The following is a 16,161-nucleotide window of genomic DNA, read 5'->3' on the forward strand; positions in this document are numbered from 1 at the left end:
CCCGCATTTAACCACGCTGTTAATTCAAAACCAAGCATCGCGGTATCACATTTATGAATCTGAATCGATCATCTGAATCTGACTACCATGCACCAGTAATCCCTGATTGTTAGTCAACCGTTTGACCGTAACGCCCGTCTTATGTTCCCAGTCAGTGATCAACTGCGGCAATTGCGGCTTTACTTCACAATGAACATCATAATGCGGATAAATACGGATCGTCGTCGCATTGATGGCTGTTGTGCTTGCCAGTTGCTCGGTGTTGTCCTCCGGGTATAAATAGGCGTACAGGTCTAAATCCGGGCCTAACAAGATAGCCCCGGCGCTAATACCGTAGATTGGCTTGCCCGCCAGCGCGAGAGTCCTCAGTCGTTCCAGCACGTGCGTTTCACGCAGATTCTTCAACAGTAAAAACTCGTAGCCACCATTCAAAATAATGACCGTTGCCGTATTCAATGCGGCCAAATCATCCGTCAATACATCTAGGAGCTGCACGTGCGCATATCCAAGCTGCTGAACCGTTTGTTGTAGTGCCACCATTTGGGGGTGATTTTTACCCGTGCTGACCGAATTGACAATAATCACAATTCTCGCACTGTTCTTAGCCACCGGCGCCACTAAAGTGAAAAAGGCGTCCGTTACGGCCACAGTGCTAAACGCCCGTGAAGACAATAATAACTTTACCATCCTGCTTCTCCAATCAATTCTGTCATCTAATTCAATTCACGCTAGTCGATTCGTATCCCTTGTGCCAAATCGCGTAACAGTTCATACGCCGTTACAACAACATACCGACATGAAACTAAAATCGCGCATAGTCTGAGGACATGAGCCCAAATCAGCATCGGCAATTGGCGCTCAGTTTTTAACCACAACCTAATCAGCACAGTTTTTGGAGCTTAGTATAAAAAAGAAGCTCGGACATTACTTCCAAGCTTCTTGACGATTGATTTTAACTTAAATAAACCGTTGGGCCAATGAACCTGCTCCGATAACACCAGCGTCGTTACCTAAGACCGCTAACTTCAAAGCAGTCGTGTCGCGAATCGTTGGGAATGTGAATTGGTTAAAGTAACTGATGACTTGATCTAATAAGAAATCACCAGCAGCTGAAACCCCACCACCGATAATGATTGAAGATGGGTTCATCGTGTTCCCGACATTAGCTAATGCCAAGCCTAAGTAATAAGAAACCCGATCAACAACGCGTTTAGCCAAGACATCGCCTTCTTTAGCTAAATCGAAAGTGATCTTTGAACTAATTTCTTCACCGTTGTCTAATAATTGTTTCAACTTAGAAGCACCAGAGAATTCTTCTGCCATATCGCGAGCAACGTGAACGACACCAGTTGCAGAAGCGTATTGTTCCAAACAACCTTTCTTACCACAAGTACACATGTAGCCGTTTGGTTCAACCGTTACGTGACCAATTTCACCGGCACCACCGGCAATACCATGGAGTAAACGGCCATCGGCGATGATCCCACCACCAACACCAGTTCCAAGCGTTACAAAGACAACGTCACTACCGTTTTCGCCAGCGCCCTTCCAACGTTCGCCAAGTGCAGCAACGTTAGCGTCGTTATCCAGCGTAAATTTGATGCCAGTTCCCTTTTCGATTTGAGCCTTAACTGGTTGTAAGGTCTTCCAGTTTAAGTTGTAGGCACCGATAACCGTACCATTATCCAAATCAACGGTCCCGGGAGTCCCCATTCCAATTCCGATAAATTGAGAACGGTCCATCTTATATAACTCAATGTGGTGGTTGATGGAATCGATGATGTTAGGCACAATGTGGGCCCCTTCATCTAAAATCGTGGTTTCAATACTCCACTTTTGTTGAATATCACCATTTTCTGTTAAAATGGCAAACTTAGTTGTCGTCCCACCAAGGTCGACTCCGATTAACTTACGCTCCATGTTGCTAAATCCCTCCATTAGTCATGCGCCGCGTCTTCACGGGCGCGTTCTGCTTCTATCCGGTGCTCATGGCTCAATACGAGCTTGACGCGGGCATACATCTTCGGGTCAATGACACCAGCTTGATAGAGATGATCGATCTCAATGGCCATTAACTCAATGTCCCAAATTCGCTTGCCTACGTACACGTACACGCCAAATTTTTTAAGTAATTGTTGGACGTCGTAAAGTGTTTTCATGTGCATATCCTCGATTAATTATACAGTTAAATTAGCATTTGTAAAACCCATTTTTAGTAAAGCTAACCAGCCAATGACTAGAATAACCGTTGCCACAATTCGTTTCAGCGGCGCAATCTTGCCAATTCGTGGTACACCCAGCAGATAGCCTAACAAAAAGCCACCAACTAGACCCCCGACATGTCCCCAGATATCAATGCCATTCGAGAACATATCGAATACTAAATTCAAAACGGTTAGTAGTAAAAATTGGTTCGTGAGCTGGCGAATCACTGGATTTTCCCAGAACGATTCCCCAATCGTCAAAAAGGCACCAAAGAGTGCGAAACACGCCGTACTGGCCCCTACTGACTGATTATTGGATAACGCGAAACTCATAATATTACCACTAATGCCACCCAAAATATAAATTGCCAGCATCCGCCAATGACCATACATTGCTTCAATTTGCATGCCCATAAAATAAATAACGACACCATTCAGTGCAATATGGGTAAGTCCCATATGTAAAAACATCGGCGTCACCAATCGCCACCACTGGCCGGCCGCAATTGCTTGATTGTTCTTAGCACCTAGTGAATTAAAAATCAGCATGGCGCCGTCGCCCATCAGCCACTCGACTAAGAAGACTGCCACAGTAATTCCAAGTAGCACCTGCGTGATAGCCGGTTCAGTTTGCCACCAGCGTTTAATTCTCATCATGTTGTTCATCCCCTGCTACCAAGAGTTCGTCTAACAAGACGTCATATTGATCAACCGGCCATTCAGCGTGTTCAAAAGCCATCTCGTCATAAGCCAGTGTCAACTTCTTACCCGGATAATCAGCGAGGTAACGATCGTAGTAGCCACCACCAAATCCAATCCGGGCGTGCCGGTCACGGCTGTACCCAAGACCAGGAACTAAGATCAGATCGATCTGTTGCTTGGCGACTGGTTCACCCGTGACGGGCTCTGGAATTCCAAAAGTCGTTCGCTCAAGTCGATCAGTCGCTTGGTAAGGATAAAAAGCCATTTGACGATGCGGCAGCGTTTTTGGAATAACCACCATTTTGCCCTCCGCCCAAGCTTGTTCAATAAGTGGGCGCGTCGCTACTTCGATGTCACTACTAATTGTCATGGCAATGACCTGGGCAGTTTGCCATGTTGGGCTTGCAAATAATTGGGTCTGTAACGCCTGGTTTTGCCGTTGCCGGTCAGCCGGCGTCATTTGGCTTAATCGCCCAAGCTGTTGCTTACGAAATGCTTTTTTCTCCACGTACGGCACCCCCGAAAATAAAATTGGTATAAAAAAATCTCATTCATTAACATGTCAAATTGAAAAATCAATTTGGCAGTTGCCAACAAATGAGAAACCCATTGTCTGATGACAATGTTACAGAAAAAACAACAGGAGTCCCCGTTGTTATTTTGTTTCACGATGTAATGTCACTTTGTGTTCCCGTGGACAATACTTCTTAAATTCAACCCGGTCCGGATTGTTCCGGCGGTTCTTTGAAGATAAGTAGTTGCGTTCATGGCATTCTGTACATTCAAGTGTAATGTGTACCCGCATGTTGTTGACCCTCCAAACTCATTCGCATATTACAGGGCCGGAACCCTTAACTTGAACTACTATACCATTAATGATTGAAAAATACCAGTATCAATTAAGATACTGGTACGAAAAAAGCTGATTTTTTACTTGTTATAATACTTCCAGAACGCTGCATAAATTTGCTTAGCAACGACCATATTATAATCACCACTAGTAGCAGTAATTCCTGGAAAGGCAACCGCTATCACTACTTTAGGGTTCTTATAAGGCGCATAAGTCACCAAACTTAAGGTTTCAGTAGATGTCGTTCCGTGGAATGTCTCGGCAGTCCCAGACTTAGCTGCAACCGCTGGTGATAAACTAGCTAGTGCACTCCCCGTCCGCTGCGTCATACTCCCATGGACCACATCCCAATACCCTTGGTGTACGACATCAAAGTATGAGGATGGGACGTCAATGGTATTCAGGACACGTGGCTTAACATTAGTCTTAACAGCCCCTTGGGACCCGTTAGATTTAGTCCCAGTAATAGCGGAAACGATGTGTGGTGCAATGCGTTGCCCACCATTTGCCATTGTCGCAATGTATTGCGCCAGCTGAATAGTCGTGTAAGCATCGTAGTTCCCGTAGGACAAGTCTAACGCTTTACCAATATCCTTCTGTGCCGAAGAACCTTGGTAACCTGAGGCTTCACCCGGCAAGTCGATCCCGGTCTTAACACCTAAGCCAAACTCGTTAAAATAACCACGAAGTTTAGAGAAGACCGAATTAGACATCGTCAAGGCTTTCCCAGACGCATAGCTGAAGTTACCTTCCTTCATGGCTAATTGCATCATATAGGAGTTAGAAGAAACTTCCATGGCAGTCGAAGCGTTAAGACTCAGACTAGTTCCACCATTCTTGTTAAACCATGACGACTTGGTGGCCGTTCCGGCTAACTTGATTGGCGTATCGGTCAAAGTACTATTCGTGGGTGTAATCACACCATCTTGCAAGGCACCCATGACCGTGGCACCCTTAACGACCGACCCCATAACGAAGGATTGGTTGATGGTTCCCAACGCATTTTCAGTCACTTTACCAGTGGATAGATTCCGGCTGGCACCTGCTAACGCATAAATGGCACCAGTGCTAGGGTTCATTACAACAGCATAGGCTCCTGGCGAGTAGGCATTACTACTCCCCACCGTTTTGGCTTCAGACATAATGATACTTTGAACCTTTTTCTGGAACTTCGAATTAATCGTCAGCTGAACGTTGTCACCCTTCTGGCCACCGTACTTCTTAATCTCCTTTTGAATGACCCCATCCTGCGTCTTGACCTCAGTCTGTGACTTGGTTCCACGAAGGACATTTTCGTACTGCTTTTCCAATTGGCTTTGACCAACCGAATCATCACGAGAATAGCCTTCTGCCAGCAAGGTTTTAATGCTATCACTCGGTAACCCTTGCTTTTCGGTCGTAACTGTCCCGAGCACACTACTCAAGTCAGTCCCATTAGGATAACTCCGAGTCCAACTCGTTCCGACCTTAACTCCTGGCATTTCGGATTGGTGCTCACCGATTTCAGCAAGCTCCGTACTCGTCACACCAGTCGATTTGATATTGACCGTTGACAGCGAGTACGCCGAACTCATCTTATAATAAATCGCCGCCGCATTCTTTTGCGTAGACGTTAAATTATTAATGATATGTTTTTCCGCATAGGCGACTTCCCGTGCGTACAAAACATCATCGTCGCTAGACGTTTTAACCTTCTTAGCAACCGACTTTAAATTAGCCGCCCCCGCTAAGTAATAATCAGCCAAGTTCCGATCCGTTAATGTATCCGTTGGAATGGTTAAGTACTCACCTAACTTATTCGCCACTTCGTACATCTTAGTCGACGCAACTGACAGCCCCTTCGTGTATTGAATCGCTTGGTGGGATTTGTTTCCCACTAAGACCCGACCGGTTGAATCATAAATCGATCCCCGTTGAACGTTTCCCGTTGCCGTCGTATTATTGGCTGAATTCACTGTACTTCGGAACTTCTGTCCGTAGTCAACTTGTAAGTAAGCTAACTGCGCAATCAACGCAGCAAATAACAAGAAGACGATGAAAAACAAGAAGTTCAGCCGAAATGGAATATGCGACTTGTTGGGATCACGATTTATCGTAATTTTCTTAAACAATTTCAATTCTCAGGCGCTCCCATTCTTAATTTGGTAAACATTTCGCAAAAATTTACCAGATGATACTAGCAATCCTAGATAAATACCATACTTATGTTATTCTAAACGATAGACATAAAAATTTCAGCCGTTATTACGGATTTTAATGTTTTTTTGATTATTTTTCTGTTTGGCTGTGAATTATTAGAGATTGAGGTGGCAATTTTTGAAACTCCGTCGTTTTTTTGACAAGCGCACATGGCCATTATGGATCAGCTTTTGGTTACCTTTACTGATCATGACCGGTTATTTTATTTATCGGCACATGGCTCCCTTTGGATCAAGCAGTCTGTTAACGGTCGATTTAGGCCAACAATACGTTGACTTGTTTTCCTATTTCCGGCATACCCTACTGCACGATCCGAGTGCTTTCTTCTATTCCTTCTCCAAAACGATTGGTGGCGAGATGGTTGGGGTCTGGGCTTATTACTTAATGAGTCCCTTTAATTTAATCTACTTACTATTCCCTGGTCAATCAATCACTACCGGCATTTTTATCGTCACTGTACTAAAGTATGGTTTCGCAGGGCTATCCTTCGCCTGGCTACTAACTAAAACGCAGACGCAAAAGGGTTGGTTGGTGCCAACTTTTAGTACCGCATATGCACTGATGGGCTGGATGGTCGCCAATCAGCTCAACATGATCTGGTTAGACACGGTCGCCATTTTACCATTGGTCATTTTGGGACTGGAACGCTTGTTTACAACTGGTAAAGTCCGTTACTTCGCTGGCTGGCTGGCCGTCATGCTAATTGACAACTATTATATGGGCTACATGGTCATTTTATTCAGTTGTTTATACTGGTTGTATGGTGCAACTAAGTATTGGCAAAACGTGAAGACCTTAGCAACTCACGCCCTCAAATTTGCTTGGGGTGGTCTGCTAGGTGTCGCATTCTCCGCATGGTTGCTATTACCAACTTTCTGGGCGCTCATTCAAAGTAAGGCTCAATATAATGTGACCAAGGTTCATTGGAAACTTGAATACGCGCCCTGGAAGATGTTAGCTAAGTTCGTCACCGGTACTTTCAACTTCGATCAGATGCCATCCGGTCAACCGAACTTTTACGTGGCATGGTTAGCAGTTCTCGCCTTTGTGCTCTTCTTCTTACGGCGCCAGTTCAAATGGTCCGTGAAGTTGAGCGCCTTGATTGTAACCGCGACGCTTATCTTATCATTTTGTTACGAACCACTTGATTTATTGTGGCATGCGGGCCAATTTCCAGTTTGGTACCCTTACCGCTTCTCCTTTGTCTTTTGTTTCTGGGTCGTCTGGATTGGTGCCCAAGCACTGACAGACAAAATAACGATCAAACTGTGGCAAGCGCTAACGATGCTCGCATTGCTGGTCGGTTTGTTTACAACCATTTACTTGAACATTAAGAAAGTCACCTACGTCACCCAAGCTAATCTCTTAATTACAATTGGCTTGGCAGCAATTACATTGATTTTCTTAACGTTGCCTAAGGAACGACGTCTCATTTATCAAATCGTCGCGTTAATTTTAGTTGCGACTGATATGTCGATCAACGTGGTCGCTTCATTAAATAATATTTCCTACGTGTCACAAAGTGAGTTTGGTAAATACACGCAAGTCCTTGACAATGCCGTCAACAAAATTAAAGCTAGCAACAATCGTTTTTATCGAATTGGTAAGACGTTTACACGAACTAAAGACGATCCGATGCAGGCGGCCTATAACGGTGCTGATCATTTCAGTTCGACCTTCGAAAGTATTATCCCTAACTTTTTCGGTTCAATTGGTCAGCCGGATGGGGACGGTGTGGTCGCCTACACCAACGGGACCATGATTACCGATTCGTTACTGGACATGCAGTACTTTATGGATAAAACAGTACCGACATCCCAGACTGATAACGCGAACTATCGTAGCTACATTCCGGTCACCAGTACCAAGAAAGATCTGACGAATTACCAAAAATCGGCAAAGCTCAGCACTAACAAAGTCACGACCTACAAAAATCCATACGCCCTGGGTCTTGGTTTCGCAGCGTCTGACAAGATTACTAGCTTGAAAGTCTCCAAAACAACTGGCGATCCGATTGCCCGGCAAGAGTTGATTTACCAAACCTTGGCAAATCGTTCAACCAGCGGCTTGATCAGTGCCGAAAACTTTAACGAAGTGGTCTTCCAAAACGTTAAGAAGGTCACGACGTTAACTGGCGCCGTCTTGAACAAACAAAATTTAGCGAAAACGGGATCGGTTTACTTTAAGTTCACGCCGACAACCAATGATTCCTACTACATCACGCTCGGGCAAAACCTAACTACTTCGAATGCGAGTTACTACATTAACGGTAAGGAACTCAAGCAGTACCCAACTTACCGGCACACGATCGCTGTTAACGTTGCATCGAATAGCAAGAGCAAGACCGTGACATTCGGGATTCAGATGAAGAAGACTTCTCTCTGGTTACAAAACTTCACCCTCTACAAGTTGGATAATACCCAATTCAAGAAGTCGGCGCAGAAACTCCAGCAATCCCCTTGGAACATCACGGCCCACTCAAGTCGTAAGATTACTGGTACAATCAACATCAAGCATCGTCACCAAGTTTTGATGACGACCATTCCTTACTCCAAGGGTTGGCATGCCACTGTTGATGGAAAATCCGTCGCAACTAAGAAAGTGATTAATACCTTTGTTGCTGTCCCATTAAGTAAGGGCAAGCATACGGTCACCTTGACGTATCGACCGCCATTCTTAATCACTGGTAGTCTGATTACTGGGATTAGTGCACTCGCAACGGCTGGTTGGTTTATCGTCCGGCGTCGACGCCACCACGCCTAGCCCAGTTCACAGTCAAAGATGTGGTCAGCAAAAATCAGCGTTACCTGAATTGTTAATTCAGGCAACGCTGATTTTTTGTCCAAATATTAATCGCTATTGGCAAGCACTCACCAGAACTACTCGTTATTGGGCGTGTAGTCATACTTCGGGCCGTCACTTTGTTCATCATAATCAACTGTGAGATCATAGCCCTTAAAGAACCATTCATCACGGTCGTTGACATAGTAATTGACACCATCCTTTTCAACCATGGCAATCGGTTGATGGGGTTCGTCATCACGCATGATCCCGATTGAGAAGCCACTGTGAACTGCTGTCTTGCCATAAGTTTTGCCGTAAAAGCGCACCCCATTACCAGTGGTTACACCCATGTCATCATGAAACCACTTACTGGCCAAATCTGTAATTGTTATTTTCATTACTAACACCTCATCATTGAAATCGTTTACAGTAATTGTGCCCTTTTTGCCCATAAAACGCAACATTGACAGTCGATGAGCAAGCCAATGACCAGTTGCGTTCCTGAAATGACCGCTAAGGGAGTCTTTATTTACAGCGTCATTGTTTTGTGGTGTACTTAAACTACTTAAGGAGGTGAAACCCATGCAAGTGAACATTGAAACGGATCCCGGCACCTCAATTCCAACCGTCACACTGCATGTTCCAGTCGACTACCCCGAAACGGCCGCCCTCACTGCTGCTCTCAAAAATCTTTCAATTGAGGCCGCTACGTTAACCGTTTCACAACGTGGTCAACTCGTACAGTTACCGCTTACTTCGATCCTATTCATCGAAGCAACTGGTCACCAGGTCGCCGCCCATACGCTGGATAATGTTTATCGTGTTCCCAAGTCGCTGACCGCTGTGGGCACAGGCTTACCTGCTTACTTTCTTCGCGTCTCCAAATCTGCCATTGTCAATACCAAACAAGTCTATTCCTTGACCAAGACATTGACCGGGAACTTGATTGCGTTTCACCACTCACCTAAACAACTGTACGCTTCAAGACGCTACTATCGCCAACTCAAAATAAGTCTTGAACAGAAAGGACTGTTATAAATGCATAAAAATTGGTTTTGGCCCGTCTTCTTAATTGCCAGCGCCGTCGTTCTTATCGTTAGTCAACTCAGTCTCTTCACGCTCCACGTCAGCATCTGGAGTCTCTTGTTAACATTGATTCTAGTTGCGGCTTTAATTAGTAGCCTTCGTTACTTGAATATGCCGGGCGTCGTCTTCGCTATCGCATTCTTAGCCATGATCTATGCGCAACCACTTGGAATCACTAAGCTCGTACCATGGACAATTTTAGGGGCTGCCGTATTACTCAGCATTGGTTTGGGTCTTTTGATTCATCCCCGTTATCAATATCATTATCGCTATCACAACCATGATCATGCTCATTACAATCATCATAACCACGATGACGTCCATGAATCAACGAGCACAATCAACGATGACCATGTTAATTTAGATCTCTCACTAGGCAACAGTATCCGCTACGTTCACAGCGAAAATTTTCGTTCTGCGGATCTGAACGTATCAATGGCTGGTGCCAAAATCTACTTCGATGACGCTGACATCAAAGAAGGCCGAGTAACCATCAATGTCGACGTTTCATTAGGTAGCCTTGAGTTATACCTCCCTCAAACTTGGCAGCTACAGGAAAATCTCAGCAACTCAATGGGCCACATCTCATCGACAGGTACACCGACCACTGCTGGCCCGGGTGTCATACTAACCGGCAGCGTCTCGCTTGGTGAATTACGAATTATCTATATCTAATCCTACTTTACTGTCGGCCATATCCTGATCAATCTGTCATGAATCATGATTAAAACATACCAGTTTTTAAGTTCAAAAAGGGCCAGCTATGGACCCACTGGAAAAAGTCGAGTTCGTATAGACTTGCTTGGTTGAGCGCTTCCTACACCGACTTCCAGGCATCTCTGCCAATTGCTGAAACGTGGTGGACAAAGATTTAAGCCACAAACCACGTCTTAAATACTGGTCTTCCACGCTTTAATGCCATATTGGTGAAACGTGTTCGGGTCAGGCTGAGACTTCCGGTTAGCTACGCTATGACGCCAAGCGGAAATTCACCGCTTAACGCCCTAGCTAGGCTAATCCTCAGCCCCGGAGGTCGGAATAGGACGTGCAAGTGCTGATGAACAGTAACCCAACCAACTGGCATGTTTTCATCATAGTAAATGCTCAACAAAATTGTAACGTGTCCGATTTACTCACCCGTTTACCTGCTTTGTGCAGATAAGCGGGTGTTTTGCTTGAATTCCGAACTCACACGCAAACGTGCTTGTTCAGTAACGTTCGTTAAATAGTGGCTGGTAATCAGTAATCGCGCTTCTAAACCACCAAAAAAGACTGTTTCAAGGTATCCGCTACCTCAAAACAGTCTTAAGCATAAAATTACGCGTTTTCAACCTTCAAAATTTTAACCGTCATGGTACCGGCTGGAATGTTGATGGCAACTTCTTCATCAACGTGATGCCCAATCAAGCCCTTGGCGATCGGGGAATCATTAGAAATCTTGCCAACCATTGGATCAGCTTCGGCAGCACCAACAATGGTGTAGCTTTCTGGTTCTTCATCAGGTAATTCTTTGAACGTCACGATTTTACCAACGGAGACTTCCGTTTCGTCAATCTTGTCACTATCGATGATTTCAGCATATTGAAGCATGTGTTCAACCGTCTTAATCCGGTTTTCTAGCAAGCTTTGTTCATTCTTTGCTGATTCATACTCAGAGTTTTCTGATAAATCACCGTAGCTACGTGCGATCTTAATACGATTAATAATTTCTGGACGTTGATTAATTCGAAGGTCTTCAAGCTCTTTTTCCAGCTTGACCTTGCCTTCTTCTGTCATTGGATATGTCTTATCTTCAGCCAATGTGTTTCACTCCTCAAATACGCAATATAGTTATCAAAAACCAGCCTACCATTTCAGATTTTAAAAGTAAACTCTTAAATCTAAAATAGCGCTGGTTAAGACGTTATTTTTTATAAAATTGAACGAACTTTAGTTGTCAATAAATCAATGGCAACTTCATTTTCGCCACCTTCTGGCACAATTAGATCGGCATAACGTTTCGTTGGTTCCACAAACTGATGATACATTGGTTTGACCGTCGCCAAATATTGACCAATCACAGAGTCTAGTGTCCGGCCCCGCTCTTTGATATCACGCTGAATGCGCCGAATGATTCGAATATCATCGTCGGTATCGACGAACACCTTAATATCCATCAGGTCGCGTAAACGCTGATCATCTAGGATCAATACCCCTTCGACAATGATCACATCACGCGGTTCTTGATGAATGGTCTTGTCGCTACGCGTATACTGCTCGTAATCATAGACCGGCTTTTCAATTGGTTGATAGGCCAGCAACTGCTTGATTTGCTTAATCATCAAATCTGTATCGAAAGCCAGTGGGTGGTCGTAATTAACGGCATGGCGCTCAGCCATTGTCATTTCACTTTGATCATTGTAATAGGAATCCTGTTGTAAGATCAACAATGATTGACCAGATAATTGGTTGTAAATTGCATTGCTGACCGTAGTTTTACCACTACCGGAACCACCAGTTACCCCGATGACTACTGGTCGGCGATGTTTATTTTCAGTCATTTAAGTTACGCCTCATTCTTATTTTTCAGCGGCTTCGTTGTGCTTCGAAACCTTCTTGATGTTTGCCGCGTGACCCGCAGCATCCTTTGCATAATAGACATCACCAGTCTTCAAATCTGCTACGAAATACATGTAACCCTTGCTCCGTTGTGCAGGATCTAAGACTGCCTTGATCGATGTTAAACTAGGACTGTTGAACGGTCCGGGGCCGTAGCCTAAGTTCAACCGTAAGTTATACGGTGAATCAGTCTGCAAATCTTTATTCGTTAACGTTGACTTGTTAGAATTGATCGCATAGAACACTGAAATATCAGAATCCAAGCGCCACTTAGCATCTAACCGATTCAAGAAGACGCCAGCAATCAACCGCCGATCTTTCGTCGTACTGCCTTCACGTTCAACTAAGGACGCTAAGGTCATTACTTCTTGCACGGACATCTTCGACTTCTTAATTTGCGCGTAGTATGGTTCAAGCTCATCATTAGTCTTCGAAACCATCTGCGTTACTAATTGTTTCAAAGTTGTTTTCTTACCAACAACATAAGTTGCCGGGAACAAATAGCCTTCTAAACGATAGCGAACTTGCTTAGCACTCATCGCTGAATTCAACAATTGTGGATACTTCTTGGCCAATGATTTGATGAATGTTTGATCCTTCATTAAGGCTAGAAATTCTGCCGACGTGAAATCAGTTTGTTTTTGAACCGTCTTCGCAATCGTCTTAATCTGACTACCTTCAACGATTAGGACTTTACCACTAGAACTCTGAACCGGTTCCGATGAACCACCTTTATTCAAGGCCTTCGCAATTTGAGCAAGTGACATCGAAGGCTTCAACTGATAGTAGCCCGCGTGAAAGTTTGATAAGTTGTGTGCTTTCGTCCAGTATTCAAAGACAAAACCACTCTTGATCACCTTTTCGCGCTGTAAAATATCGGCAATTTTCTTACCATTAGCACCGTACGGGATATCAACTTGAACGACGCGATTGTCGCTACTGTCATATGGTTGCGTCGCATTATCAAAATATCGATAACCCAATACCCCCACAATAATTAAAAGTACGACTAAAATACCAACAACGCCACCAATAACGTGTTTCGAAAATGATTTCCGCTGTTTTTGTTCTGAACGATTAGGTTCATTTACCCCACGATCTTGTGAATCGTTTTGATCCTTCTGATCTTGGTTATCCTGGTTGTTATTCAAGACTCGCCCCTCCATTTATTGATTAATCTTATCAATTATACAAAACTGTTGCCCAGTTTGCACTAGTTCGCCATTAGTTTTATGGTTTTTTAGGATCTTGGACACACATTAAACGCCGAATGACTTCAAATCATTCGGCGTTTAACAAGACTATCAACAAACTAACGAATTTCAGCACCTAATTCATCCGTTAAGGCTGTCAGTACTTTTTCAAATGCTGTCGTAACATCATCATCGACTAACGTTGCGTTTTGGTCTTGATACGTTAACGTATAAGCTAGCGACTTTTTACCCGCTGGCACGTGACTCCCATTATAAACATCAAAGAGTTGAACGTGCCGTAAATGCGCGCCGCCCTTCTTGTTGATCAAGGCAACCACGGTTGCGTTGGTCACATCGTCATCAATCAACATCGCCACGTCCCGGGTGATACTTGGGAACTTGGAAATCGGTTGATACTGTTGACGCGCTTTTGGTAAGGCAATCAACGCCGTTAAATCCAGTTCAAAGACATAAGTTTCCCGAATCTTGTAGGCTTTGGCAGTCGTTGGATGAACTTCACCGACGAAACCGACTAACTGGTCACCAACGTAAATATCAGCTGTCCGACCAGGATGCATCTCTGGATGTTCGGCCGTGGCAACGTAACTAACGGCATCTTGCAACGCCAGACTCTTCAGATAACCAGCCACGATACCCTTAATCTGGAAGAAATCAACGGGTTGTTCGGCAACGCCCCAGCTCTTGGGAACCATGGAACCCGTAATAGCTCCGGCAATGTGTTCAATTTCCTTCGGCCGGACTTGTTCAGGTTGACTGTAAAAGACCCGTCCTTCTTCATACAATGCCACATTGTGTTCCTTACGAGCATTGTTATAAGCTAAATCATCCAGCAAACCAGAAACTAGACTCAAGCGTAGCGTGGTCCGTTCTGAACTCATTGGAAAGTCTAATTTAGTGACGTCACTAGCATGAAGCGCAAAGGCCTTCGACTTAGTCTCCGTGGTCAATGAGTAACTGATGGCTTGCGTGAGGCCAGCACTTTCCATTAACTTACGTGAGTCACGAATCACCTGTTGGGTCTCATTAAGCTTACCGATTGTTGGTTGGCCCGTTGGTAGGGTCGCTGGTAAGTTATCATAACCGTATAGCCGGGCGATTTCTTCGATAAGGTCAGCCGGAATATGGATATCCCAACGCCGTGATGGCACCGTAACCGTGAACGTTTCATTAGCAACGACCGTTGGAAAGTCCAATCGTTTAAAAATATCACTGACCGTGTCCAATGACAACTCAGTTCCTAAGACGTGGTTGATCCGTGCTAAGTCAATGGTTACTGTCGTTGGTTGCACATCCTCATCACGACCGATGACCATACCACTAGCAACTTGACCATCACCAAGTTCTGCAATCATGGCTGCGGCAGCGTCTAAGGCCGTTGCGGTCATGCCGTGGTCAATGCCCCGTTCGTAGCGCATTGAAGCTTCGCTGTGTAAGTCATGATTATGGGCAGTTTTACGAATCTTAACTGCATCAAAAACCGCACCTTCCAACGCAATGGTCGTAGTCTGATCAGTGACTTCGGTCGCTAGGCCACCCATCGTCCCAGCCAAACAAATTGGTTGATCGCCACTACAAATCAACAGATCACTCGTTAGTAATTCGCGATCTTCACCATCTAACGTCGTTAAATGCTCGCCAGCTTTCGCCAACCGGACGTTAATTTGACCGTCATTCAATTGATCAAAGTCAAAAGCATGTAGCGGTTGTCCATATTGCATCAAAATGTAGTTCGTTGCGTCAACGACGTTATTGATTGGCCGCATACCAGCATTCCAAATTCGAATTTGGAGCCATAACGGACTTGGCTTAATCGTAACGTTTTTAATTAGACGCATTTTGTACATTGGGACATCATGTTCGTCGGCAGCGACAGCCACATGTAGATCATCCGCAGCCACCGTCGTAGCATCTTCATGCAAATCAACTTTCGGCATCGTTGGTTGTTGGTCGTAAATGGCAGCAAGTTCATGCGCCGTACCATTCATACTAAGCATGTCACCACGGTTAGGGGTAACGGACATGTCAATAATTTCATCATCCATCCCTAGGTATGAAAAGACCGGATCACCTGGCGTGGCATCGTCAGGCAGAATGAAAATACCATCCGCAACTTCTTTTGGAACTAACTTTTCATCAAAACCAAGTTCGTCTAAGGCGCACAGCATCCCATTTGATGGAACTCCCCGCATCTTACTCTTCTTGATCTTAGTGTGACCACCAATCCATGAATTCGGTAACGCCACGATCACCTTTTCGCCAGCCGCAACGTTAGGTGCCCCACAAACGATTTGCAAGGGTTCTGATTCGCCTACGTCCACTTGACAAACGTGGAGATGATCAGAATCTGGATGTGGCTCACACGTTAAGACGTGCCCCACTACAACTTTTTTCAATCCTTCACTGGGACGAATAACACCGTCAACTTCAACGGCCGTCCGTTCAATCTTTTCTGCTAATTCATCGGCCGGAATGTCCAGCTTCAAATAATCGCGTAACCATGTCGTAGAAATTCTCATGTGGACGC

The 16,161-nt window shown here is 44.7% G+C and carries 15 protein-coding genes; 3 read left to right on the forward strand and 12 right to left on the reverse strand.

Going from position 1 to position 16,161, the window contains the following annotated elements; genetic code table 11:
• Window positions 1-51: 51 nt before the first annotated feature.
• From ACOV1R_RS04585 to ACOV1R_RS04615, 7 genes are all read right to left on the reverse strand, one after another.
• On the reverse strand, window positions 52-687 hold the full coding sequence (locus ACOV1R_RS04585; RefSeq protein WP_003645171.1) for a Type 1 glutamine amidotransferase-like domain-containing protein: 636 nt from the start codon (window positions 685-687) through the stop codon (window positions 52-54).
• A gap of 270 nt (window positions 688-957) precedes the next feature.
• Window positions 958-1,920 (reverse strand): ROK family glucokinase, encoded by a 963-nt coding sequence (locus ACOV1R_RS04590; protein ID WP_003644304.1) that lies wholly within the window; start codon window positions 1,918-1,920, stop codon window positions 958-960.
• A gap of 17 nt (window positions 1,921-1,937) precedes the next feature.
• Complete coding sequence (locus ACOV1R_RS04595; RefSeq protein WP_003644303.1) at window positions 1,938-2,159, reverse strand: YqgQ family protein; 222 nt, start codon at window positions 2,157-2,159, stop codon at window positions 1,938-1,940.
• An 18-nt stretch (window positions 2,160-2,177) separates the two neighbouring features.
• Entirely contained in the window at window positions 2,178-2,861 is a 684-nt protein-coding gene (locus ACOV1R_RS04600; protein ID WP_003645172.1) for a rhomboid family intramembrane serine protease, read from the reverse strand.
• Window positions 2,848-3,414 (reverse strand): 5-formyltetrahydrofolate cyclo-ligase, encoded by a 567-nt coding sequence (locus tag ACOV1R_RS04605; RefSeq protein WP_003645173.1) that lies wholly within the window; start codon window positions 3,412-3,414, stop codon window positions 2,848-2,850. Before ACOV1R_RS04605 ends, ACOV1R_RS04600 begins: the two co-directional genes overlap by 14 nt.
• Before the next feature lie 147 nt (window positions 3,415-3,561).
• Window positions 3,562-3,711, reverse strand: a complete 150-nt coding sequence (gene rpmG / locus ACOV1R_RS04610; RefSeq protein ID WP_003638573.1) for a 50S ribosomal protein L33 — start codon at window positions 3,709-3,711, stop codon at window positions 3,562-3,564.
• 125 nt (window positions 3,712-3,836) lie between these two features.
• Window positions 3,837-5,873, reverse strand: coding sequence for a peptidoglycan D,D-transpeptidase FtsI family protein (locus ACOV1R_RS04615; protein WP_003640321.1), 2,037 nt, complete (start codon window positions 5,871-5,873; stop codon window positions 3,837-3,839).
• A gap of 199 nt (window positions 5,874-6,072) precedes the next feature.
• Between ACOV1R_RS04615 and ACOV1R_RS04620 the strand changes: the two genes are divergently transcribed.
• Window positions 6,073-8,718, forward strand: a complete 2,646-nt coding sequence (locus tag ACOV1R_RS04620; protein ID WP_054519028.1) for a YfhO family protein — start codon at window positions 6,073-6,075, stop codon at window positions 8,716-8,718.
• 116 nt (window positions 8,719-8,834) lie between these two features.
• Here the strand turns inward: ACOV1R_RS04620 and ACOV1R_RS04625 are convergent, their stop codons facing one another.
• Entirely contained in the window at window positions 8,835-9,137 is a 303-nt protein-coding gene (locus ACOV1R_RS04625) for a HesB/YadR/YfhF family protein (RefSeq protein WP_016511353.1), read from the reverse strand.
• A gap of 184 nt (window positions 9,138-9,321) precedes the next feature.
• On the opposite strand from ACOV1R_RS04625, the gene ACOV1R_RS04630 reads away from it, so the two are divergent.
• Both ACOV1R_RS04630 and ACOV1R_RS04635 read left to right on the forward strand, forming a co-directional pair.
• Window positions 9,322-9,777: a LytTR family DNA-binding domain-containing protein gene (locus tag ACOV1R_RS04630; RefSeq protein WP_015380261.1), complete on the forward strand. Its 456-nt coding sequence runs from the start codon at window positions 9,322-9,324 to the stop codon at window positions 9,775-9,777.
• Window positions 9,778-10,500: a LiaF transmembrane domain-containing protein gene (locus ACOV1R_RS04635; protein ID WP_016511352.1), complete on the forward strand. Its 723-nt coding sequence runs from the start codon at window positions 9,778-9,780 to the stop codon at window positions 10,498-10,500. It abuts the gene before it with no gap.
• Between the two features lie 642 nt (window positions 10,501-11,142).
• Here ACOV1R_RS04635 and greA read toward each other — a convergent pair.
• The 4 genes from greA to pheT all read right to left on the reverse strand — a co-directional run bounded on the left by greA (window position 11,143) and on the right by pheT (window position 16,153).
• Window positions 11,143-11,625 (reverse strand): transcription elongation factor GreA, encoded by a 483-nt coding sequence (gene greA / locus ACOV1R_RS04640; protein WP_003640314.1) that lies wholly within the window; start codon window positions 11,623-11,625, stop codon window positions 11,143-11,145.
• Between the two features lie 110 nt (window positions 11,626-11,735).
• Window positions 11,736-12,365, reverse strand: coding sequence for a uridine kinase (udk, locus tag ACOV1R_RS04645; protein WP_003640313.1), 630 nt, complete (start codon window positions 12,363-12,365; stop codon window positions 11,736-11,738).
• Between the two features lie 18 nt (window positions 12,366-12,383).
• On the reverse strand, window positions 12,384-13,589 hold the full coding sequence (gene mltG / locus ACOV1R_RS04650; protein ID WP_003640312.1) for an endolytic transglycosylase MltG: 1,206 nt from the start codon (window positions 13,587-13,589) through the stop codon (window positions 12,384-12,386).
• A gap of 146 nt (window positions 13,590-13,735) precedes the next feature.
• Window positions 13,736-16,153, reverse strand: a complete 2,418-nt coding sequence (gene pheT, locus ACOV1R_RS04655) for a phenylalanine--tRNA ligase subunit beta (protein WP_003644300.1) — start codon at window positions 16,151-16,153, stop codon at window positions 13,736-13,738.
• Window positions 16,154-16,161: the final 8 nt, after the last annotated feature.

Source organism: Lactiplantibacillus sp. YT640, assembly GCF_049745435.1.
Lineage (GTDB): Bacteria > Bacillota > Bacilli > Lactobacillales > Lactobacillaceae > Lactiplantibacillus > Lactiplantibacillus plantarum.

Bases quoted from the DNA above. Each gene is read 5' to 3' on its own strand.
- ACOV1R_RS04585 (WP_003645171.1), bottom strand. From the start codon at position 687: ATGGTAAAGTTATTATTGTCTTCACGGGCGTTTAGCACTGTGGCCGTA.
- ACOV1R_RS04590 (WP_003644304.1), bottom strand. From the start codon at position 1,920: ATGGAGCGTAAGTTAATCGGAGTCGACCTTGGTGGGACGACAACTAAG.
- ACOV1R_RS04595 (WP_003644303.1), bottom strand. From the start codon at position 2,159: ATGAAAACACTTTACGACGTCCAACAATTACTTAAAAAATTTGGCGTG.
- ACOV1R_RS04600 (WP_003645172.1), bottom strand. From the start codon at position 2,861: ATGATGAGAATTAAACGCTGGTGGCAAACTGAACCGGCTATCACGCAG.
- rpmG (WP_003638573.1), bottom strand. From the start codon at position 3,711: ATGCGGGTACACATTACACTTGAATGTACAGAATGCCATGAACGCAAC.
- ACOV1R_RS04625 (WP_016511353.1), bottom strand. From the start codon at position 9,137: ATGAAAATAACAATTACAGATTTGGCCAGTAAGTGGTTTCATGATGAC.
- ACOV1R_RS04630 (WP_015380261.1), top strand. From the start codon at position 9,322: ATGCAAGTGAACATTGAAACGGATCCCGGCACCTCAATTCCAACCGTC.
- ACOV1R_RS04635 (WP_016511352.1), top strand. From the start codon at position 9,778: ATGCATAAAAATTGGTTTTGGCCCGTCTTCTTAATTGCCAGCGCCGTC.
- udk (WP_003640313.1), bottom strand. From the start codon at position 12,365: ATGACTGAAAATAAACATCGCCGACCAGTAGTCATCGGGGTAACTGGT.
- mltG (WP_003640312.1), bottom strand. From the start codon at position 13,589: ATGGAGGGGCGAGTCTTGAATAACAACCAGGATAACCAAGATCAGAAG.
- pheT (WP_003644300.1), bottom strand. From the start codon at position 16,153: ATGAGAATTTCTACGACATGGTTACGCGATTATTTGAAGCTGGACATT.